27 protein-coding genes are annotated in these 21,518 nt (G+C 31.0%); 5 read left to right on the top strand and 22 right to left on the bottom strand.

Translation table 11 applies throughout. The features are described 5' to 3' along the window. Positions 1–82 precede the first annotated feature (82 nt). From HZR23_RS10045 to nadE, 12 genes are all read right to left on the bottom strand, one after another. On the bottom strand, positions 83–532 hold the full coding sequence (locus tag HZR23_RS10045) for an S-ribosylhomocysteine lyase (RefSeq protein WP_165913731.1): 450 nt from the start codon (positions 530–532) through the stop codon (positions 83–85). Between the two features lie 62 nt (positions 533–594). Then, positions 595–1,074 (bottom strand): CBS domain-containing protein, encoded by a 480-nt coding sequence (locus HZR23_RS10040; RefSeq protein WP_132849150.1) that lies wholly within the window; start codon positions 1,072–1,074, stop codon positions 595–597. Between the two features lie 115 nt (positions 1,075–1,189). Then, the gene (locus HZR23_RS10035; RefSeq protein ID WP_132849149.1) at positions 1,190–1,885 is read right to left on the bottom strand and encodes a SanA/YdcF family protein; all 696 of its coding nucleotides are present in this window, start codon (positions 1,883–1,885) and stop codon (positions 1,190–1,192) included. A gap of 5 nt (positions 1,886–1,890) precedes the next feature. After that, the gene (locus HZR23_RS10030) at positions 1,891–2,211 is read right to left on the bottom strand and encodes a nucleoside triphosphate pyrophosphohydrolase (protein WP_132849148.1); all 321 of its coding nucleotides are present in this window, start codon (positions 2,209–2,211) and stop codon (positions 1,891–1,893) included. A 168-nt stretch (positions 2,212–2,379) separates the two neighbouring features. Next, positions 2,380–2,655, bottom strand: coding sequence for a hypothetical protein (locus tag HZR23_RS10025; protein ID WP_132849147.1), 276 nt, complete (start codon positions 2,653–2,655; stop codon positions 2,380–2,382). A gap of 276 nt (positions 2,656–2,931) precedes the next feature. Continuing rightward, positions 2,932–3,783, bottom strand: coding sequence for a DUF6544 family protein (locus HZR23_RS10020; protein ID WP_132849146.1), 852 nt, complete (start codon positions 3,781–3,783; stop codon positions 2,932–2,934). 507 nt (positions 3,784–4,290) lie between these two features. Further along, positions 4,291–5,061: an SDR family NAD(P)-dependent oxidoreductase gene (locus HZR23_RS10015; RefSeq protein WP_132849145.1), complete on the bottom strand. Its 771-nt coding sequence runs from the start codon at positions 5,059–5,061 to the stop codon at positions 4,291–4,293. A 668-nt stretch (positions 5,062–5,729) separates the two neighbouring features. Continuing rightward, complete coding sequence (locus HZR23_RS10010; protein ID WP_330571473.1) at positions 5,730–6,032, bottom strand: PAS domain-containing protein; 303 nt, start codon at positions 6,030–6,032, stop codon at positions 5,730–5,732. A gap of 6 nt (positions 6,033–6,038) precedes the next feature. Continuing rightward, the gene (locus HZR23_RS10005) at positions 6,039–6,197 is read right to left on the bottom strand and encodes a hypothetical protein (RefSeq protein WP_165913730.1); all 159 of its coding nucleotides are present in this window, start codon (positions 6,195–6,197) and stop codon (positions 6,039–6,041) included. A 21-nt stretch (positions 6,198–6,218) separates the two neighbouring features. Next, complete coding sequence (locus HZR23_RS10000; RefSeq protein ID WP_165913729.1) at positions 6,219–6,908, bottom strand: methyl-accepting chemotaxis protein; 690 nt, start codon at positions 6,906–6,908, stop codon at positions 6,219–6,221. Between the two features lie 594 nt (positions 6,909–7,502). After that, positions 7,503–8,222: a YebC/PmpR family DNA-binding transcriptional regulator gene (locus HZR23_RS09995; protein WP_132849142.1), complete on the bottom strand. Its 720-nt coding sequence runs from the start codon at positions 8,220–8,222 to the stop codon at positions 7,503–7,505. 94 nt (positions 8,223–8,316) lie between these two features. Continuing rightward, the gene (gene nadE, locus HZR23_RS09990) at positions 8,317–9,066 is read right to left on the bottom strand and encodes an NAD(+) synthase (RefSeq protein WP_132849141.1); all 750 of its coding nucleotides are present in this window, start codon (positions 9,064–9,066) and stop codon (positions 8,317–8,319) included. A 152-nt stretch (positions 9,067–9,218) separates the two neighbouring features. On the opposite strand from nadE, the gene HZR23_RS09985 reads away from it, so the two are divergent. Beyond that, on the top strand, positions 9,219–9,581 hold the full coding sequence (locus HZR23_RS09985) for a sulfite exporter TauE/SafE family protein (RefSeq protein ID WP_132849140.1): 363 nt from the start codon (positions 9,219–9,221) through the stop codon (positions 9,579–9,581). Beyond that, complete coding sequence (locus tag HZR23_RS09980) at positions 9,582–9,947, top strand: sulfite exporter TauE/SafE family protein (RefSeq protein ID WP_132849139.1); 366 nt, start codon at positions 9,582–9,584, stop codon at positions 9,945–9,947. 13 nt (positions 9,948–9,960) lie between these two features. Here the strand turns inward: HZR23_RS09980 and HZR23_RS09975 are convergent, their stop codons facing one another. The 6 genes from HZR23_RS09975 to yunB form a co-directional block, all read right to left on the bottom strand. Then, positions 9,961–10,347 carry a CoA-binding protein gene (locus HZR23_RS09975; RefSeq protein WP_132849138.1) on the bottom strand — a complete coding sequence of 129 codons (387 nt, stop codon included), beginning with the start codon at positions 10,345–10,347 and terminating at the stop codon, positions 9,961–9,963. Between the two features lie 34 nt (positions 10,348–10,381). Then, a complete protein-coding gene (locus HZR23_RS09970) occupies positions 10,382–11,029 on the bottom strand; it encodes a YigZ family protein (RefSeq protein WP_132849137.1) in 648 nt (215 codons plus the stop codon). A gap of 89 nt (positions 11,030–11,118) precedes the next feature. Continuing rightward, positions 11,119–11,550, bottom strand: a complete 432-nt coding sequence (locus HZR23_RS09965) for an NUDIX hydrolase (RefSeq protein WP_132849136.1) — start codon at positions 11,548–11,550, stop codon at positions 11,119–11,121. 159 nt (positions 11,551–11,709) lie between these two features. After that, positions 11,710–12,624: a homoserine O-acetyltransferase MetA gene (gene metA / locus HZR23_RS09960; RefSeq protein ID WP_132849135.1), complete on the bottom strand. Its 915-nt coding sequence runs from the start codon at positions 12,622–12,624 to the stop codon at positions 11,710–11,712. Positions 12,625–12,650: 26 nt separating this feature from the next. Next, positions 12,651–13,940 (bottom strand): GTPase HflX, encoded by a 1,290-nt coding sequence (hflX, locus tag HZR23_RS09955; protein ID WP_132849134.1) that lies wholly within the window; start codon positions 13,938–13,940, stop codon positions 12,651–12,653. Between the two features lie 54 nt (positions 13,941–13,994). Continuing rightward, positions 13,995–14,669 carry a sporulation protein YunB gene (yunB, locus tag HZR23_RS09950; RefSeq protein WP_243098255.1) on the bottom strand — a complete coding sequence of 225 codons (675 nt, stop codon included), beginning with the start codon at positions 14,667–14,669 and terminating at the stop codon, positions 13,995–13,997. Positions 14,670–14,844: 175 nt separating this feature from the next. Between yunB and HZR23_RS09945 the strand changes: the two genes are divergently transcribed. The 3 genes from HZR23_RS09945 (at position 14,845) to HZR23_RS09935 (ending at position 19,585) form a co-directional block, all read left to right on the top strand. Then, positions 14,845–15,543, top strand: coding sequence for a hypothetical protein (locus HZR23_RS09945; RefSeq protein WP_213050213.1), 699 nt, complete (start codon positions 14,845–14,847; stop codon positions 15,541–15,543). Beyond that, complete coding sequence (locus tag HZR23_RS09940; RefSeq protein ID WP_213050212.1) at positions 15,540–16,355, top strand: IS1634 family transposase; 816 nt, start codon at positions 15,540–15,542, stop codon at positions 16,353–16,355. Before HZR23_RS09945 ends, HZR23_RS09940 begins: the two co-directional genes overlap by 4 nt. A gap of 638 nt (positions 16,356–16,993) precedes the next feature. After that, positions 16,994–19,585, top strand: a complete 2,592-nt coding sequence (locus HZR23_RS09935) for a transglycosylase domain-containing protein (protein ID WP_132848527.1) — start codon at positions 16,994–16,996, stop codon at positions 19,583–19,585. Positions 19,586–19,617: 32 nt separating this feature from the next. On the opposite strand, the gene HZR23_RS09930 is transcribed toward HZR23_RS09935, so the two are convergent. The 4 genes from HZR23_RS09930 to HZR23_RS09915 all read right to left on the bottom strand — a co-directional run bounded on the left by HZR23_RS09930 (position 19,618) and on the right by HZR23_RS09915 (position 21,518). Further along, on the bottom strand, positions 19,618–20,199 hold the full coding sequence (locus HZR23_RS09930) for a stage V sporulation protein AE (protein WP_207667878.1): 582 nt from the start codon (positions 20,197–20,199) through the stop codon (positions 19,618–19,620). A gap of 97 nt (positions 20,200–20,296) precedes the next feature. Continuing rightward, a complete protein-coding gene (locus HZR23_RS09925; RefSeq protein WP_165913684.1) occupies positions 20,297–20,458 on the bottom strand; it encodes a hypothetical protein in 162 nt (53 codons plus the stop codon). A gap of 9 nt (positions 20,459–20,467) precedes the next feature. After that, positions 20,468–20,887 carry a stage V sporulation protein AB gene (locus tag HZR23_RS09920; protein ID WP_132848528.1) on the bottom strand — a complete coding sequence of 140 codons (420 nt, stop codon included), beginning with the start codon at positions 20,885–20,887 and terminating at the stop codon, positions 20,468–20,470. A 13-nt stretch (positions 20,888–20,900) separates the two neighbouring features. Beyond that, complete coding sequence (locus tag HZR23_RS09915) at positions 20,901–21,518, bottom strand: stage V sporulation protein AA (RefSeq protein ID WP_132848529.1); 618 nt, start codon at positions 21,516–21,518, stop codon at positions 20,901–20,903.

The following is a 21,518-nucleotide window of genomic DNA, read 5'->3' as shown; positions in this document are numbered from 1 at the left end:
TTAATTTTTAATTCCTGCATAATTATATAATTTTTGTCAAAAAAATATCATGTAGTTTTCACTACATGATATGCGTTAATTATTATTTGTATACTTTAATTAATTTTTCAACTATATCCTTTGCATATTCTTTTGCCCCAAACAATGACATATCTCTATAATTACCACATTGTATTGGATTGGCGGCAGGAACATCGCTACAATCAATTACTTTTTGTAAGGAATTTATTAAAGCTTTAGCAATTTCTTCTTCCGTTGACTCTCCTAGCTTTATTAAATAAAATCCAGTTCTACAACCCATTGGAGAAATATCAACAACATCCTCTAACTCTTCTCTTAAATACCCAGCTAATAGATGTTCAATAGCGTGTATAACGCCAGTTGGCATGCTTTCAGCATTCGGCTGTGTGAACCTCAAATCAAATTTCGTTATTACATCACCTTTAGGTGTAGTTATATGGCCACACTTTCTTACAAATGGTGCAGTAACCTTTGTATGGTCCATAGTGAAACTCTCTACAACAACTTTCAAAATATAACCTCCTTAAGGAAACTCTAGTTTATATATTACCAAAACAGATGAAAACTTATGTTTTAGCATTTTGTATTTGCTAGCTCTAATCCGTTTTTTATATAGAATTTTAAAATATCTCTCCTAGTAATAATTCCACATACCTTTGAATTATTAAGTACTGGAATTGTTTTGATTTTTTTATTTATCATTATATCAATGGCACTTTCTAGTGTTGAATCCTCTCGAAGAGTTGTAAGCGTTTTAGACATTACATCCCCAATTTTAATATCCTTCATATGACTTATGTCTCTCTCCAATATTCTTTTATTTACGGGTACATTAAGTTCTGAATATGCATAATGATTGGATGGATTTAACTTTCTATCCACATAAACTAAATCAGTTTCTGTTACCATTCCAATTAGATGCCCTTCCTCATCTACAACTGGCAAACAATTTATTTTATAGGTTAATAGCTTTTCAATAGCCTCATAAACACTGTTATCCTTTGTAACAGTTATAACCTTTTTTGTCATGATGTCTCTAGCAAATAAATCCATAATCCCCCAACCTCTCTCTTTTTAGTTTTTATGAAATATAAATCTTATATATTATATATCCCAATATTTATCAATTCTATCTATTTTAAAAAATAATTCTTAAATTAGTATTTTTTTATTTGTCGTTTGTCAAATTTCCATTACCTGAGACTGGAATAGATTCACCTAAATAAGTTGGTTTAGGTTTGATAACTACTTTTAAGAAATCCTTAGTTCTTGCTAAAATTTCTCTAAAATCTCTAACTTCCTGTCCCATATAGGACCTTCTATTAGATGCAACACCATAGGCCTCTAACCCCAATTTTTCTGCAATGTATATAGCACGATATAAATGATATTCCTGAGTAACAATTATTATTCGTTTCGCTTCAAATATATCTCTAGCACGATACATACTTTCATAAGTAGAAAAACCTGCATGATCCATAAAAATATGTTCTGAGTCTATACCATGATTAATAGCAAATTGCTTCATCACATTAACCTCATCATAATCTATTCTACCATTATCTCCACTCATTAGTAGTCTTTCCGAAGCCCCACTTTTATATAGTTCTATCCCCATTAGGAGCCTATCCTCCAGCATATAGCTTGGCCTACCGCCTTCCCAAACCCCAGCCCCAAGTACTAGTATACAATCTACATCTAAAGCTATAGCTTCTTCTAATGTATATATCTTACTTTCTGTGGATAGCTTAACATAGCTATTAATAATCAAAACCGAAGCTATAACTAATAAAAAAGTTGAGAACAGAATAATAATACCTGAAAACAATATATTTTTTCTATTAACCCTAGTAATTTTATTCATTAGTTTCATTCATCCCTATCATCTACATTAATAAGTAATATTTTCTTACTGAAACCGCCTCTTTCATGCTTCTTACCATTTCGAATTTTTTCAAATTCCTCAATACTGATACCTTTATGTTCTAGTATAGCATAAACAACTTCTACTAGATCCGCAAGCTCCTCAACACTATCACTATTGTAGTATTCATCCAATTCCTCTTGCAGCTTCAAATTGATAGATTTAATATAATCATCATCATTTAATATACTAATATTAAAATGTTTACCACTCTCTTTAATTATATCAGGTATCTTATCCCTAACTAATTTATTATATACTTTCACTAAAATTATCCTCTCTATTTCAACGCCATATTAAATATTAATTATATACTAACATACTGAACCTTTTATATAAACTATAAAAATCGAACTATACTTAAGAACAAAGAAACACCCTTCTAGTACTAGACCAGGAGGGTGTCTATCATTTAAATCACTAAATTTCATTTGCTAATGTAGAAGATTATTAAAGGAGTCTATTGCATTTTTTAATACAAGCTTAAACTCATTTTCTTCCATATCCTTAATCTTAATCCAGCCCTTATGCTTTTCTGTTCCTTCCAAATATATTCCATTAATGTATCCATTACCAGTAGTCCTACTGAGCTGCAAAACTAATATTTTTCCTTTATATCTGTAATTCCACCTATCCTTACATACCTTGCATTTTTCAAGCTCCATAAACGAATCTAAAATCTCCTCTTTGTTTCTATTGGATAAATTCATATAAATCCCCCTCAAAGTTTCAATATTTTGTATTTATGGATAACCTTTATTCACTTTTTTAAATATATTGCGCACTTTACTCTTTAGAACTAGTATAATACTCTCCTTCAAACACAATTAATACTAAGTCTTTACCATTAATTAATTCTACATAAATATAAGAATTCCTTTCCTATATAGATATAAAATTTAAAGGTTTAAATAGCGTAAAGTATATGATGAATTAAAAAGACCATACAAATCAGGTGACTTATTATGGCCTAATGAATTTATTCACTAATACGGTATAGCTCTATTATATTCGATTTCAACAACCTCAAAATTGAACCAATTAAAGTCTCCATCAGCTAATTTCCAAGTAACTTCCCCTTTTGTCGGAATCCTTATTCCTTCAAACTCTTTATAATTACTCACTGGAATCGACCATGTCTCTAGACTAAACACTCCATTAAATTCCCCATATCGTTCAGCTTCGAATTTAATAGCCTCGCCCTCTTCATTAAATGTGAATATTCCTGATGCAGTTATATCTCCATAAGTCATAGTTGCCTTAGAATGATCTTCATCTATTTCTTCCCATGTTATATATTCCTCTAAAACTGCAGATGGAAACCACATGGTCTCGGCGAGATACCTTAACAAAGTTGCTTGATCGATTTCTTTTCCCTTTGCATCAGCAACGGTGAGTAATGAAAGGGGTTTAATAAGCATGTTACCTTCACCAGCATGATATTTGTCTCTTCCTGCAATGTTAATTAGTGGAGCGACTTTAATATTTGCCCTCCAAATGAATCCAGGCTCTTCTGAGGTAAAATATTGTTCTGCTTCGACTGGCATCCATGAATTATCTTCTCCCAATCTCATAGATGCCCTTTGTTTCAAACGAACTGACACTATTTTTTCCCTTCCAATAACCCCGCTATATTTAAGCCACCTTTGAACATTTCCGGGCAAGCCTTCTATATCATCCTCAGTAACAATTTCACCTTTGTTTTCTACCTTACTAAAAAGTATTTGAACTTCCTGTCCTACATTGCGTTTAAATATAACACTTGCTATGGTTGAAGCAGCTATAAATATAACCACAAGTACCACAATAATAGTTAAAACAAATTTTATTCTATACATACTTTTCCCCCAATAAATTTACTCGCTACTATAAATCTCATTATTTACATCTTAATCTATTCAAGTATTTTATTCATTATTCCTGCCCATTCATCAAGGTTTTAGGTATTATCTTAATAAATTTTTGATCGCAGACTAAACTATAACCTAGTTTAAGCACTTATCTAAGTCTAAATTCCTTAATTTACTATATATCCGGACTTAAATATATTATTCATTATACTCACTTATTTAGAACTACAAAATTTTTAGAAAATTTAGTTAAAAATCAGGTAGCTATCACTTCCGATAAAAAAGTAGCTTATGAGCTACTTTTTTATAGAAATGCTTATTCATAATAATTTTTCAATCATGTTTAATTTCGTGTAAGCAATATATTGTCACTTAAAATTTATCACACTTTTTATAAATTACTTTCAATCAAATAAAAGTTATCCGCTTTTTTCCTTAGTTATTCAGATTAGTACCCCACCTAAAAATTAAGCTTTAGCTAGAACGATTAAAAAACTATTTCCCTGACATTCCACCATCTATACGGTAAGAAGCTCCTGTTATGTATGAAGATTTGTCAGAGGCTAGAAATAGCACCACCTGTGCAATTTCTTCAGGCTCAGCGTATCTATTCATTGGAACCATTTGCGCAAATAGTTTTTTAGCATCTTCTGGATTATCAGGATTTATTGTGGCTTCAATAGAACGCATCATTCTTGTATTAACTGGTGCTGGACATATTGCATTAACACGTACACCTCTTTCTGCACACTCTAGTGCTGCAGTCTTCGTAATTCCCAAAACTGCATGTTTAGAAGCTACGTAAGGAGCCATACCTGGTGAGCCAATAAAGCCAGCTACAGAAGCGGTATTTATAATACTACCACTTTTTTGCTTCATCATGATAGGCATAACATACTTTAGTCCATAATATACACCTTTTAAGTTAACATCTAATACTTCATCTAAGTTGTCAGCAGTGGTATCACTAATCATTTGAAATTTCCCCTCAATACCTGCATTATTAAAGAAAACATCTATAGTACCAAATCTATTTACAGTTTCTTCTACAAGCTTTGCTATCTCTACTTCCTTTGCTACATTAGTTGAAATTATCATATAATTATCTGGTTCTAAATTTAATTCTTTTGCGACCGTTTCCAACTTTTCTTTACTTGTCCCTGTCAAAACCAGTTTAGCACCTTCCTGAGCAAAAAGCTTTGTAGTAGCTTTGCCAATACCACCAGACGCACCTGTAATTAAAACTACCTTTCCTTGAAACTCCATAATATTAACTCCTCCCTTTATTTTTTATAATTATTTGTTGGATACCCATAGCAATTCAAAAATAATCTAAAAAATTATAATAAATAAATTTTTTTAAAATGCTTTTTTTTAATTGATCAAGTATATAGACATAAATTAATAGATGTAATATCGAATATAATTAAACTTTCGTTTATCATTCATTACAAAAATAAGTTTATTGGTTAAGTTAAAAAACGTTTTTACACTTCTAGTTTTATATACTATCTCCTGTATAGACTAAAACTTTATTAAATAAAAAACACCCTCTTAAATGAATATTTATCATCCATAAACATTCATATAAGAAGGTGGTCAATTCGTATTCTTAACTTAACCGAATTTTATATATGTTATATATTTTAGGTACTGCATCTAAATGATATTCTTTCTTTTTTTATCAAATACATATATATTTCTAGTTTATTCTTGAAATGATAATAAAACGTGACTTTGCTCTTATGTCCTAGGTACCCTATTGCAAATAAAACCACCATAAGCGGGAAGTTTTTTATTGGGCCTAGAATTTTAAACTCTATCAAAAACATAAGTAGAACACTTTCTAAATTAGATAATAACTATCTAAATAAATATGAGTTTTGCTTAAGATAAAAATCCGTTTTATTGACCCTTTTAATTAAACTGCATTATTATTTACTTGTACTAGTTCCTTCTATAGCTATCACTTCTGCATTTTTATTAAAAATAGGGAACTCTGTTATTTCAGCCATGCATTTTGAATTATCTTTCTTAAGTAGCTCTAGTTTATATTTCGGTTGTTGGATTCCCTTTATTGAAAATTCAGTATGTTCTATTCCTTGCTTATTTATAGGATTATCAGTAAGGAAGTTTTCGAAATTTGCCATGAATTCTTCAACAGTATAACCTAGTACATCTTTTACAGATTCAGTTACATATTCAAAAACGCCTTCAGTATTATGTTTATAGGAAATATAGCCCTATTCTCCGCTGGAACTAGCTATGTTTCTCATTTGACTTACTATATGTTTTGCTGCTTCGTTAGATTGTCTAAACAAGCGAACAGCATTATTTGAAACTGCCTTACTATTATCCAAGGTTTTTAATGACATTTCATCAATACTTTCAGAAGACGCCAATATTTCTTGTGTTCCTGCTAATTATTCTTCTGTAATACTAGCAATATCATGTGTAAATTCGTTAGCAGATTTTATTTCATTTACAATTAAATTGATTTGCTCTTGAGCCTGATTTATTGATGCTATCAACTCTTCGAATACTTTATCTGTTTCTTTAACTGAAACTTCAACATTACCCATGCTTTGTTTATTGGATTTCGTATCATCTATTGCTTTTTGTGTTATAGTTTCTACATTAAATATTAACCTTTCGATATTTTGAGTTGAATTTGTAACATCTTCAGCTAAGTTTCTTATTTCTTGTGCCACTACTGCAAAACCTTTTCCATGTTCCCCTGCTCTTGCCGCTTCAATAGACGCGTTTAAAGCAAGTAAATTTGTTTTATTTGCAATACTTTCTATTACCTGTATTATACTTCTAATCTCTGAAGTAGAATTACCTACTTCTATCATTGTGTCTGATAATTGAGATATTGATTCCATTACAGTACCAACATTATCATCCGTTTTTTTCATAGATTTTTTTCCTTGCTGTGATATGTTTACCATATGATTTGTTTTACTACCAACATCTTCACTTTTTTGTGAAATGCTAGCTATTATATTTGAAAGTTTCATAATGCTGCTTGTAATTTCTTCAGTGCCTTTTGAAAACTCCTTTATTGATGTGACTAATTCTGCTATAGCCAAAGACTGACTTCTAGCAGTCAATTCCATCTCTCCTGTAGACTCATTTGTAGAACTTACTATTTGATTAATTTATACTATAATTTGTGTCATTTGATCCAATAACTCTTTAATCCTCTGATTCTTTTTCATAATTATTATATTTTTTTCACTACTTTTCTGGATAAATTTAAACATAGTCTACCTCTTTTCTCTTTAGTTGATGTCCTAAATTTTATCATAATTTTGTTAAATTTTCTCACAATTTATTTGTTATAAATACATGCGTTTATTAATTCTTTGAATATAGTCTTATAATCCTTAGTTGCACTCCTATTTCATTTTTACTTTTTAACAATTAAATATTTTTATGGAAATACTAAAGTTACCCTCTCGACTAACTAGTTGCTTTATATACAATCTCTACACATTTTCTATAGCTATCAACATTCAAATTATTCATACTAACAGACAATCTTCGCCTAAATTGAGGTGAAAAGTATAGTGAGCAATATAAAAACCAAATATGATTACAAAAAACACCTATTTATTGAATATTTTTCGATAAACATTCAAATAAAAGGTGTTCTAATTATAGTTTATTAAGATTTTTATGTAACAGTCTAATAGCCTGAAACACTATTCAACTTGATTCCAGTTGTGGTGCACAGCTTGAATATCATCATTATCCTCAAGCATATCAATTAGCTTATTCATCTTCTTTATATCTTCCCCATGTAGTTCAGCTTGAGTTTGAGGTATAAATAAAATATCTGCGTTTACAAATTCATAGCCTCCGTTAGCTAAAGCATCTTTTACTGCAATAAAATCTTCTTGTGATGTAATTATTTCATATGCATCTTCCTCAGAAACAAAGTCCTCAGCCCCTGCATCTAATGCTTGCATCATTAATGTTTCTTCATCTATACTATCTTTCTTTTCAACAATTATTTGACCCTTTTTATCAAACATAAAAGAAACACAGCCTGATGTTCCTAAGTTTCCACCATTTTTATCAAATGCGTGTCTAACATCTCCAGCTGTTCTATTTCTATTATCAGTTAAAACCTCTACAATTACAGCTACACCATTTGGACCATAACCTTCATAAGTTATATTTTCAAAACTGTTTCCTGATAAATCACCAGCAGCCTTTTTAACCGCTCTAGCAATATTATCGTTTGGCATATTTTGTGCTTTTGCTTTATCAATGGCATTTTTTAAATTTGCGTTATACTCAGGATCAATTCCGCCTTCTTTAGCTGCTACTGTAATTAATCTTGCAAGCTTAGTATAAATTTTAGCTCTTTTAGAATCTTGCTTAGCCTTTCTATCAATAATGTTACCTATTCTTCCCATGCTCACATCTCCTCAACAATTATGTATATTCTATTCAACGAAATTTAATTTATTAGCATATAGATTTTAGCATATTTAATAGCCCTAATCAATTCTATAAATTTGGAGACGGCGGCATTTGTCTCTTATGTTCTGATTGTCTATGCATTCTCTCAATTATTTCTTTATCTTTATCTGGTATTTCAATTCCTGATAAATAATCATCTATATATTTATACGTAGTGCCCATTTCAGTTTCATCAGTTTGACCCTCCCAAAGTCCCGCTGATGGCGCTCTATCTAAAATTTGTTGTGGTACACCTAATTCTCTAGCCCATTCATATACTTCACTCTTTTTCAATGAAGAAATTGGAAGCAAATCAACCCCGCCATCACCATACTTAGTAAAGTAGCCTGTTAATACCTCTGCTGCGTTATCTGTACCTACAACCATATAATTTAAATTATTTGCTACTGTATATAGTGAACTCATTCTTAGTCTAGCTCTTAAGTTAGCGTCTGTTAATTTTACATTTTTTTCTTTATATAATTCAGTATTCTTTAATTCTTTCATTGCTTTATCAAAAATTCTAGTGTGTTCATCGCTTAAATCTATTTGTATATGCTGAATTCCACATGCATTAATTAAAGCTTTTGCATCCTCTATATCTTTTGCAGCGCTTTTAATTGGCAATATTACTCCTAATGAATTATTAGGAAAAGCCTTTTTTATTAGGTTAGCAACAACCGCGGAATCAATTCCACCTGAAATACCTACTACTAGCCCCTCAGTATTTGAGTTTTTCACTTGCTCCCTTAACCATTCTACTACTTTTTCAATTTTAAGCTTAATTTCACTTCCCATTTTAAAACCTCCTTCTAAAATTTTCTGAATATTTTGATGTGTGTATTATAACTCCAAATAGACAATCCGTCAACAAGTACACTTGTGAATAAGAAACACATAAATGGTTAAATTAATTAAAGTCCTATTAATATCCACTGGAGATAGTAATTATGAAAAATATACATTATTGGATTAAAATATTAATCATAGGTTTCAGTGCTGGCCTAATAAATGGTATTTTTGGTGCAGGTGGTGGTATGATTGTTGTTCCTGCCCTTACCTGTTTCTTTAATGTAGAACAGCACAAGGCTCAAGCTACTGCTATTTCAATAATACTCCCTTTTGCTATTATTAGCAGTTATGTATATTATATTAAGGGTTTTGTTGATATAGGTACTACTTTTCAAGTAGCTATTGGAGGCATTATAGGAAGCTATATAGGATCTAAAGCCTTAACTCGCTTTTCTGATACTGCCTTAAGAAAAATATTTGGTGTTTTTATAATCTTAGCAGCTATAAGGATGTTGGTATAAATGGTACTTTTTTTTCTTGGCCTCTTTGCAGGCATTATCGGGGGTATGGGAATAGGTGGGGGAATAATTTTAATTCCTGGTCTAATTTTTTTTACTGCACTTAAGCAGCAGACTATTCAAAGTATTAATCTTTTATCCTTTATCCCCTTATCGTTAATTGCTTTATTCATACATATAAAGAACAAAAATGTATTATTAAAGCTAAGCGTCCCAATAATTGTTTTCGGCCTATTTGGAGCCTATTTAGGCTCAAAAATTGCAGCAAATATCCCTTCGGAAACTCTACAAAAAATGTTTGGAATTTTTATTTTACTTATTGGTTTTTACGAAATATTCGGAAGAAAAAAACTAAGCAAAAAAAAATAGGATAAGGGTTTCCTTATCCTAATTCTACTAATACACAAGCATAGTTTTTATAAACTATTTTTAGATTAAGTGATTCTGCTTTTTCTATTACTGCAGTATCAAAAGTTCCTGGCTGAAACCAAACGTACTCAATTCCATTTTCCTTAATTTCATCTAAGAATTTTTCAGATATTCTAGGACTTACAACCATATCTATACACTCTGGTTTTTCAGGTAATTCAGCTATACTCCTATAGATTTTTTCCCCTTCTACCTCAGTATAATTTGGATTTACTCCATATACAGTATACCCATGATTTTTAAGTCTTTTATAAATCTTATATCCGAACTTTGAAGTATCAGGTGTGGCACCAATTACAGCCCAAACCTTTTTATCTAGCATAGTTTTCTTTAAATCCATACATAATCACCTCTTATCATTTATTTTTATCTCTTTAAGGAATTATTTTGCCATCAAGTTCAGATAAATATTCTTCTTCACAATCAATTATATTACATCTAGCATTAGTCCATTCTATTGCTTTAGCTTTAAATATATCTTTTTCTTTATATGGTATATAAATAAATATATCTACAGTTTCTGTATAAAGTATTTCCTTAATTAAATACCCACTTTGTATAATGTCATTTTGTATTTTACCCAAAAGATTATAGTCAATTTTTATTTTTATAGTTTGATAATACTTTTTAACAATTATTTTTCCAGCCTCAATCCCTATTTTAGCGCCAGTAGTATAAGCCCTAACTAATCCACCAGTACCTAGCTTTACACCACCAAAATATCTGGTTACTACAATGGCTACATTTCGTAAATCCTCTTTCTTTATTACTTCTAGCACTGGTATTCCAGCAGTGCCTGAAGGTTCTCCATCATCACTATATCTCTGTATCTCGTTATTTAACCCCACAACGTATGCAGGCACATTATGTGTTGCATCCTTATGTTTAGCTTTTATTTTCTCAACAAATTGTATAGCCTCTTCCTCTGTATTTATTGGCATAGAGTAAGAGATAAATTTAGATTTTTCAATAATAATTTCATTTTCTCCATAGTTATGTAATGTTTTATATTCATATATCATAAGTACACCTTCTTTTACAGCACTTTTATTTTATATTATAACAGAAGAAAGAAGCAGCTTGGCTGCTTCTTCCATATTTTATTATAGTATTACACTGCAACTTTTTCTTTCATGTACTGCTTATACTTCTTATACGACAATTTCACTAAGGATTTATCCTGACTATAGGTAATTAATTCTAAAGCATCATCAATAGAGAAAAATCCTCCATCTTTAAAGCCCATCTCTTTGTTAACCTGAAATTCCTTTGAGGTTGATTTCATTATATACCACGTTATTGAATTGCACACCGGCTGTCTTCTTGAAAGTGAAAAAAATTCGTAACAAGTGCCACCAGCAGTTGATATTATTTCAGCATTAATTCCACACTCTAATTTAGTGCGATTTAACGCAGTATCACTGGAAAGCTCTTCATTACGAATTTTTCCTTTAGGTAAAACCCATTCATTTTTCTCATTTTTCAAAAGAAACACCTGATTTGCGTAAAAAACAACTCCACCAGCACAATTTCTTAATATCATTGGAAAAACCTCCTTCCATTGTCTTAACATAATAATACACTAATTTAACTAAATTTACAATAATTTTCCGGAATATTAACTAAAATAGTCTTGACATACTATTTCAGTTTTTTATGTCAAGACTATTATATACAGATTTAGAAATTATATACATAAATTCTATAAGTCATTTAAGTTATATGGAGTTTCCTGATAAACGTAGTAGTTTAACCAGTTAGAATAGAATATATTAGCGTGGCCTCTCCATCTAACAAGAGGCACTTTTGTTGGATCATCTTGTTCAAAATAGTTTTTCGGCATAGAAATATCCAAGCCCTTATCTAAATCCCTATCGTATTCGGCTTTAAGTGTTAAGGGATCATACTCAGGATGACCAGTCACAAAAATATTACGTTGGTCTTTTGATATTACCATATACACTCCAGCTTCCTTTGATTCACACAGAATTTCTAAGTCAGGATGGTTTTCAACATCCTCTCTTTTCACTGTCGTATGTCTAGAGTGAGGAACATAGAACATATCATCGAATCCTCTTAATAATTTAACATTTTTCTTCTTAATACTATGAGGAAATACTCCAAACATTTTTTCTGGTAGAGTATATTTTGGAATACCGTAATTGTAGTATAAACCTGCCTGAGCTCCCCAGCAAATATATAGTCTAGAGAATACATTTTTCTTGCTCCATTCCATAATCTCTTTGAGCTCATCCCAGTATGTTACTTGCTCAAAATCTAATTGCTCAATAGGTGCACCAGTAATAATCATTCCATCAAATTTTTGATTTTTTATTTCATCAAAGGTATGATAAAACTCTAAAAGATGTTCCTTAGGTGTATTTTTAGATTCATGATTTCTTGGGTGGATAAATACTATATCTACCTGTAATGGAGTATTTCCTAGTAGTCTTAGTAGTTGCGTCTCTGTTACAACCTTTGTCGGCATAAGATTCATAATTACAATTTTAAGTGGTCTTATATCCTGATGAAATGCTCGATTTTCAGTCATTACAAAGATATTCTCGTTATTTAGAACTTCCGTTGCTGGTAAATTATCAGGAATTTTTATTGGCATTTATCCTTCTCCTTCCAAATGTTTGTCTATTTTTTTTCGAATTCCTTATACTTATAATGGATGTCCTTATCTATCTGTACTTCACAAACAATACCTTGTTCAGCATACTCAGTAGATATAACTATTGCATCCTTATGTAGTTGTGACAATACATTCCCTTTATCATATGGAATTGTTAAATTAGTTTTTATGGTTTCGACACCTAACTCAGTTCGAACTAATTCTAATAACTTGTCTAAATTTGTGCCATTTTTAGCTGATACACATAATGACTTTTCATCTAAATTTAAGCTTATAATATCCTCCATTTTATCAATTTTATTGTAAACGTCAACAATTTTTTTATCATTTATTCCTAATTCTTTTAAAACAGTCTTCGTAGTTTCTTTTTGCAGCTTATAATCACTGTTTGATGCATCTATAATATGTAGTAATAAATCCGCATACTTAACTTCCTCTAAAGTAGCTTTAAAAGCATTAACTAATCCATGAGGTAGTTTACTAACAAAGCCTACGGTATCTGTTAGTAAAAATTCAAACTTATCCTCTAAGGAAATTTTTCTTAAGGATACATCAAGTGTTGCAAATAGCTTGTCCTCTGCGTAAACATATTTTTTTTCATCATTACTAACGCTCATATTAAGCAAGGAATTCATTAGAGTTGATTTTCCTGCGTTAGTATACCCTACTAAAGCGACAATAGGCAACTCAGATTTTATCCTTTGAGATCTTTGAGTTTCCCTATTTTTTTTCACATCATCTAGTTGCTCTTTAATGTCATCAATTCTTCTTAATATATGTCTTCTGTCTGTTTCAAGCTTCTTTTCACCAGGCCCTCTAGTACCAATACCGCTACCTAATCTAGATAATTGGTTACCTAGACCCGTTAACCTAGGCAATCTATACTTTAGCTGAGCAAGTTCAACCTGAAGCTTCCCTTCCTTAGATTGCGCTCGTTGAGCAAAAATATCTAGTATTAGTGCTGTTCTATCTATAACATCTATACCTATAGCTTCTTCTAAATTACGTATTTGGGAGCCTGATAATTCATCATTAAATATAACCACATTGGCGTCGTTATCTAAGGAAAACTGTTTTATCTCTTCAACCTTACCTTTTCCAATATAATATTTAGCGTCAATAGAAGCTTTATTTTGAATAATTCTTGCCAATACTTCAGCACCAGCTGTTTTAGCTAATTCCTCTAGTTCGTCCATTGATGACTCTATTTCTATGTTTTCTATTTTACTTGTATTATTAAATCCCACTAAAACAGCCCTTTGTACTTCTTTTTCCATTATTTCATTTGTTTCCATAATTTTCACCTCTTAATGTTTATGTTTTTTTTATAACATATTATATGCTTTTTATCAATTACTATATAAAGGAGTTAGTAATAAATTGTCCTGTGGGATGTTAAAATAGCTTTGTGGTATTTTTCCAACTATAACAGACTCTACTAAAGGTACATATGACGGTACACTAACTTTGCCTGAGCTGAATGGAACAATTACTTGAACTTCAGTTTTTACTGTTAGAAGTATTCTATGTCTTGTTTGGTTAATACCAGACTGATCAAACTCTGATGCAAAGTTTACATCAACTACCCCAACTGGCATTATTCCAAGCTTTAGTTTAGGCCCATATTGTGCTAGTAGTTGACTGCCTAAGGCTCCCCCTAAGGGTATATAATTATCTGATGACTTTAATTGATTCAGACTTTCCTGTATACCTACTGCTATATCCGACTGGATTCTATTTAAAAGTATCGTATTCGCCTGCATTAGAGTAATATTTCCTTCTTTATCCTCTTTTATTATAATCATATCGTCGTATTTATAACCAGATTCTAATACCTTCGTCACTTCATTACTAACTATGATCGTTATAATTTCTTGTGCCTTTAGTTCTCCCAATGCTTGTACTGTGGGGGCTATGTTTTTATCTATATATATAAATAAACCAAAAAAAGTTATGGTTAACAGCATCACTATTGAAACAATTTTATACTTTAGATACTTTCTTCTTTTATAATTATTGTACAAGGAAAGCACCCCCTTCTAATTATTATATGAAGTTTATTATAATCTGTGATAATTTAACTAATATTAAATAGATATAACCTGAGTTTATAGGTTCAAAAACTAAAAAGATAAAAAAACACTTGAATTTCAGGTGTTTTTTTATTGGAAATTTTGGAAATAATTGTTGTGTACTTCGATGTACTGTGATATAATAAAAGAGGGTGATTTTATGTTTATTAGAGTGACTAAGAGTCCTACAGCTAAGTATAAAAAAGTATATCTTGTTGAAGGCTACCGTGACGAAAATGGTAAATCTAAACAAAGAATTATTAAATGCTATGGCAATCTTGAAGAATTAGAGGCTAATGATCCGGATATTCTACAAAAGCTAAAAGATTCTGCTAAATTGATAACTAAAAACCAAGTAAATCTAACATTGAACCTTAGTGATAGTAACGATGATATGGAAATTGATAAGAACTATGGCTACTTTTTTCTTGAAAGACTCTATAATGAGCTTAGTTTACCTCAGTTTTTTAAATCACAAATGCGTAAAAGAAAGCATGTTTTTGACTTGAATGAAGTTTTTCAATTGCTTCTATATGGAAGAATTCTGAAACCTGCTAGTAAAAAATCAACATTTGAAAATAAAGATGAGTATTTCGAATCTTTTAAAGTAACTATAAATTCTATTTACGAGTCTCTCTCTCTAATGAAGGATATTAAAGAAGACCTACAACAACATCTTCATCAACAAGTTTCACAGATCCACGGTAGAGATACTTCACTTGTTTTCTTTGATGTAACTAACTATTACTTTGAATCAGACTTAGAAAATAATCTTAAAAAGTTGGTATCTCTAAACAAAAAAGAACAACGCCAATCGTACAAATGAGTCTAGCAATTGATAGAGCAGGCCTACCTGTTGGGTATGATCTTTTTTCTGGTAATACCCATGATAGTACAATGCTTATTCCTGCCTTAAAGAATATGAAAAATAGATATGCTCTTGAGAGAGTAATTCTAACAGCAGACAAAGCTCTAAATAGTGGTAAAAACCTAGCTTTTCTTGTAGAAAACAATGATGGTTACATAGTTTCACAAAAGGTAAGAGGTCTTGCTAAGACATTTATAAAAGAAATTCTTAAAGATGAAGGCTACGTTTATAACTCTACTAAAACTTTTAAGATTAAATCTTTCTTCAGGGAAAGAAAAACTAATAACGAAAATGGTGAGGAAATTACACTCAAAGAAAAAGTTGTATCTTTCTGGGCTGCTGATTATGATGCTAGAGAAAAACACAAAAGAGAAAAATTAGAAGAAAAAATTCAAGAGTATCTTGAAAATCCTTCGAAATATAAAGCTTCTAATCGTTATGGTGTAAAAAAGTATTTAAAAGAAATAGAGATAGATACTTTTACAGGTGAAGTGGAAGATAAAAAAACGCTCTTAGAGTTTGAAGCTGCTAAGTACGAAAGAGATGTGGCCTTAGATGGGTATTATGCTCTTGTTACCAGTGAGCTTGAAATGCCTGATGAAGAAATAATTGAAAGGTATAGAGGTCTTTGGAAGATAGAAGAATCTTTTAAAGTTTTAAAGTCAGATTTAGAAGGTCGTCCTGTCTATGTTCGAAGAGAGGATAGAATAGAAGGACATTTTTATTATTTGTTTCGTAGCATTATTAATTTCGAGAATTTTAGAGAATAAACTCAAAAACAAATACTCTATTAAACGAATACAAGAGTCTCTTAGAAATGCAACGTGTAGATTTATTACCAATGGAATCTACTCACTTAATAAACAAGATGAAATTTATAGAGATATCGAAAAATTATTTGGTGTTTCTCTAAATTACAGAAATATAAGAATCGAGCAAATTCGTTCTTATAGGAAAGAAATAGTTCACAACATAAAAAAATAAAAACAAATCAGCTATGACCTAGTATTTTTAAGGTGTTTAGCTGATTTTTTGTTCTTGCAACCTATAAACTCAGGAATTTTATACTTTAGATACTTTCTTCTTTTATAATTATTGTACAAGGAAAGCACCCCCTTCTAATTATTATATGAAGTTTATTATAATCTGTGATAATTTAACTAATATTAAATAGATATAAATATGAATCTTACGTATTTAACACTATCTCTATATTATTAATAAGGTTTAGTATATAATGATTAAATATTACATTGTATACAAATCGACATAAAAGTGGTAAATCTGTCGATATATTACATGCTGTTTAACTATATATACTTTTTATGATATAATCTATATGTTAAGTTAGATTATATTAAAACTATCACTATATATTTACATTTTCATTTAGATGGAGGAATAAACGATGACTCAGAAAAATCAACCAGAGAAATCAAACGACACTACAAATAAAAAAAGAAAAAAAAATAAGTTTAAAATATTAAGAACAATTATTCTCTTTACAGTAATTCTAGGAGTCATTACTTCTACTATAGCGGGAGCATTAGTTATTAAAATAATTAAGACTGCGGACCCTATAGACGCCGCTAACATCTATGAATTATTGGATGAGAGTTCCTTAGTACTTGATTCTAGCGGTCAAGTTCTAGAAAGAATTCAACGAGAAGGCTATAGAGATATTGTTAATTACTCACGTATGCCTGAGCATTTAAGAGAGGCCTTTGTAGCTATTGAGGACGAACGTTTTTGGTCTCATAATGGCCTTGATTTTAAGCGTATTTTTGGTGCATTATGGACAAATTTACGTACTGGCTCTAAGCAAGGGGCAAGTACAATTAATCAGCAGTTAGCTAAAAACCTATTTTTAGAATTTGATCAAACCTATGAAAGAAAAATTAAGGATATGTATTATGGAGTTTTATTAGACCGTCAGTTGTCAAAACCTCAAATACTTGAAGCCTATTTAAATACCATAAATCTAGGTAGCGGTGCCTACGGTGTTCAAGCTGCTGCGCAAATCTATTTTTCAAAAGATGTTGAGGAACTAACATTAGCGGAGTCAGCAATGCTTGCTGGTATTACCCGTAATCCGGCCAGCTATCCTCCATTCTTAACCTTGACTAAAGATAAAGTTAAAGAAGATCATTATATTTTAGATGACAGTGATCCAACATATACAATTGTTTTTAGAGAAAGTGCACTTAATCGTCAAAAACTTGTTCTTAAACAGATGAGAAAGTTAAATAACATTAATGAAGCAGAGTATCAAGAAGCCTTGGCTCAAGATATTAAAGCCTCATTAAAACCTAATAGAATGATTTCATCAGAGGTATCATCATATTTTGGCGATTTAGTTAAAAGTGATGTTATAGAAGTTTTAAAAACCCTTGGTTACTCTAATGAAGATGCAACTAATATGCTATTTTCAGGGGGATTAAGGATCTCTAGTACAGTTGATAAAAGAATACAAATGATTTTAGAAGAAGAATATTCTAAACCAGAGAATTTTCCTACTATTACAGCTCAAGCTGTCGCTTCAAATCGAAACTTAGTTAAAGGTGAAGATGGAATAATTAGAGACCTTAAGGATGTTATCCAACCACAATCAGCAATGGTAATTATCGATTATAATAACGGAGAAATTAAAGGACTTATAGGTGGTAGAGAAGTTACTGGAAAAAAGATTTTTAACAGAGCAACAGATGCGAGACAACCTGGTTCTTCAATTAAACCAATTGCAATTTATGCCCCTGCAATAGAAAGAGGCTTTACAGCTGCTTCGGTTGTGGACGACGTTAGAGTTGATGTTAATGGTTATCGACCACATAACTTTGATAGAAGATATAGAGGACTTGTACCTTTAAGAACCTCTCTAAATTGGTCAAGTAACGTTGTTGCTGTAAGACTTGGTAGTATGCTAAGTCATAACAACAGAGCTTCTATATTAACTATGCATGAATATATTGAGAAATTTGGTGTAACATCCCTAGTTTCTGCTACTAACCCTGTTATTATAGGCGGCCAAAAATATAATGATGAGAATCTTTCTTTGGCTTTAGGAGGTATGACAAGAGGTATTTCTCCACTGGAGCTTACTGCTGCCTATGGAACAATTGCAAACGAAGGGGTTTATATTAAACCAGTTACTTTTACTCAAATTACTGATAAATACGGTAATATTATTTATGAGAACAAACCAAATAGAAATAGAGTGATAACACCACAAACATCGTATTTATTAACTAGTATGTTACAAAGTGTTGTAACAAATGGAACTGGTGGACCTGGAAAAATACCAGGCTTCCAGGTCGCTGGTAAAACTGGTACAACTAATGATAAATTTGATGTTTGGTTTGCTGGATATACGCCACATTATTCAGCAGCACTTTGGATAGGTAGTGATAATAATGCAACCCTTACTGGAAACAGCAGTAATGCAGCTAGACTATGGCAACAGGTTATGGCAAGAGTTCATCAGGGCCTACCACAAAAGAATTTCCCTGTTCCTGATGGAATTATTCATGTAGACGTATGTAGTAGATCCGGTAAATTACCAACAGAGCTATGCTCTAGGGCACCAGGCGGTAGTACAATAATTACAGAAGCCTTCGTAAAAGGAGCTGAACCTACAGAATATTGTGATGTTCATGTATTAGCAGATATTCATGTTCCTTCTGGAAAACTGGCTACTGAGTTTACTCCACCTTGGGAGATTGAGCAAAGAGTATTTATTAAAAGGCCAGTACCTTTTAACCCTGCAGAGTTTGAAGGCTATGCTCCAGACGACGCTAAATATGAACTACCAAAATCTTACTATGATCCTTTTGATTCCATCTGGAACGGTAATAATGGTGTGTACGATTCTGATAATAATAACAACCAAGAAAATGGTAATGGCATAGGCAATGGCCATGGTAACGGAAATGGAAATGGAAATGGTAATGGCCGAGGAAATAATGAAGATGATGGTTATATAATTGATTCACTGAATAACTAACTAAAGGTAGCGAAATCGCTACCTTTTCTTTATTAATGCAAAAGTTTAGAGTCTTTTTCCTTATGTCTATTTATAATTTCTTTTAGAGCTTTTGTTACTATAGGTGCACCTTTACAAATATCATCTTTACCCTTCATTTTCCCAATATCGCCGATTCCTACAACTAGTGGAAACTTGCATTCATCTACTATATCAACCGTATCACCAAAAAGTATTTTCCCTTTAATTGGGTCCCCTTCTTTATCTACTGCATTTCTAACTATATTACCAGATGCATCAACTGAGAAATCAACATGTACACCCTTTACATACGGTGTATTTGATGCGACTACTAGTACCCCTATAATATCAATGTCTGGATGACTATACAAATCGTATATTATCTTTTCACCAATTCCATAGTTTTGATTTCCCTCGTCGTCTACCATAACTACTACAGGGTCATACTTTGCGCTTTTTATTAGTTTAATCATTTGAGATGAATTAATAGGCGTTGGATTTCCACCTGATTTAGAAATACATCTACCACCAATTTGTTGCACTGCCTTTTCAATTGCTTTTTTAGCACATACATCCCCATCAGTTACTAGTATTATTTCTCTTTTTTCGTCCATAATAATCTCCTTTATGCGTGACTGTCTGTTTTTTATAGGATTATTATATACACTCATGTATAATGTTTTTTCTTATCCTAATTTACGTTAAAATTTCTTATCTTATGCTATTTAACAATTTATTATAGCTCAGTCTATCTATATTAATGTCTAAGGTCTTTTTTTCATATTCATGTATTTTATTCTTTTCATTTATTGTTTCAAATAATAAAGGACTAATCTCTTGACACTCATAGTAGCTACTTTCATTTTCACTCATAGTTATCACCTACCTAATTTTTGGTAAAAATATCCAGTGAATTAATGATCCAATTACTTTTCCTAATACTAATGAATATAAAATATATATAACATAGCCATCTATTTTAAATCTTCTAACTATAACTGGTATTACATTCATAACCTCTGCAAGGGCAGAAGCTAACATTCCAATAAAGAAACCATTAAAGAAACCGATAATTACAACTAAAACAAACCCTAAATGTAGAGAAAGTCTAGTTAAGGATAAAAAGGCAGCTATAGTACTCCCAATTATTAAAATATACTCATATTCTCTAATATATCTATAGGTCTTTGTTAATTGAGCTAATCTGGGTACTATATCTAATAAAGTTATTAAAGCAACTATTCCACTTCCAACAATTATTCCATTTGCTAAACCAATTATAGGTACTAAAATATATTGCATACTAATCCCTTCATTACTTATTATTTTTACTATTATCTTTAATATACTCATCCATATTCTGTTGGTATAAATACATTTCAACTTCTAATGGACTAGGTTCATTATTAATTCTTTTCTTAAACACATGATTGAAAAATACTGACATACCAACGCCTATTCCAATAGAGTAAGGTATCTGCAACAAATATGGTGTATCACTTTCCACCCCTGTAACTACTTTATATATAGTTTTATGTGCTTCGCTCATATTCACATCAGAGTGAAAATTAATAATAGCTGTTATAGCTCCGATAAAGAGTATAAATGAAATCAACGCAACTCTTAACCCAACATATTTCGTATGATTCTGTAAATGCTTATCTTTAAAATTTAGAACAACTTCTGAATCGCCAATTACTATTATTGTAGTATCTTGAAATTTACTTTTTATTAAATTTACTATAGTAATTAGACTTATAATATAGGTATTATTCATATTTAAGTCTTCTATTATATATACTATGTTCTCTATCTCTTCCTTTAAATTGTTCTTAGCATATATATCAACTATTTCTTTAAGTTGTATTCTATTTTTTGGTGCTATAATAGCTTTACCCTTAGATTGTACATATACTTCTTTATAATCCTGCAT

Source organism: Serpentinicella alkaliphila (genome assembly GCF_018141405.1).
Taxonomy (GTDB): domain Bacteria; phylum Bacillota; class Clostridia; order Peptostreptococcales; family Natronincolaceae; genus Serpentinicella; species Serpentinicella alkaliphila.
The sequence above is the reverse complement of the archived record's forward strand: the minus strand, read 5'-3'. Positions and strand labels throughout refer to the sequence as shown.